Here is a 563-nt window from a genome sequence, read left to right as displayed (position 1 = left end):
GTCTGCAGGATCGGCGGCCGGTGTCGTCCGGCGCCGCGCGCCGCCGGCATGGGGGGCGGGTGGGCTTCACTATAAGACGTGGCCCTGGCGGCTGCCTCGGCGGCCGGCGTGCGCGTCGTGCTGCAAGCGGGTTCGACCGTGCGTCGCGAGCGAGTTCCCTTGGGGATGGCCGAGCGGACAGCGCGAAGGCACTCGCGGCAAGAAAAAAGGCGGCACGACGCGAAGGTCGTACCGCCTGCGATCCGGCCGGATGGGCCGGGAGCGTGGACGGGCGCGCCGTTGCCGGAACGCCCGCGTCGCCGGAGCCGCGCGCCGTGGCGCGACGGCTTGCCTTACTTGCGCGGCAGCGCCGCGCCGGCCAGCGTGGTGACGAGCGACGTCACCGGCGAGAGCAGCGTGCCCGCGCCCGTCGACGAGCCCGACGAACCGGACGTGCCCGACGACGGCGTGATCGCCACGCCCGGCAGCGCCGCGCCGACGGCGCCCACCGTCTGCGTGACCACGTTGCCGACGGCGCCCACCGTCGTGACGCCGGTCGAGGCCACCGTGCCGAGCGCCGTCGA

Annotated in this window: 1 pseudogene; it reads right to left on the bottom strand. The window is 75.7% G+C overall.

What is annotated here, in order from left to right:
• Nucleotides 1-332: 332 nt before the first annotated feature.
• A pseudogene (locus G3N92_RS34635) lies at nucleotides 333-563 on the bottom strand (hypothetical protein); the annotation flags it as partial.

Source organism: Burkholderia sp. Ac-20379 (assembly GCF_017104645.1).
Taxonomy (GTDB): domain Bacteria; phylum Pseudomonadota; class Gammaproteobacteria; order Burkholderiales; family Burkholderiaceae; genus Burkholderia.
The sequence above is the reverse complement of the archived record's forward strand: the minus strand, read 5'-3'. Positions and strand labels throughout refer to the sequence as shown.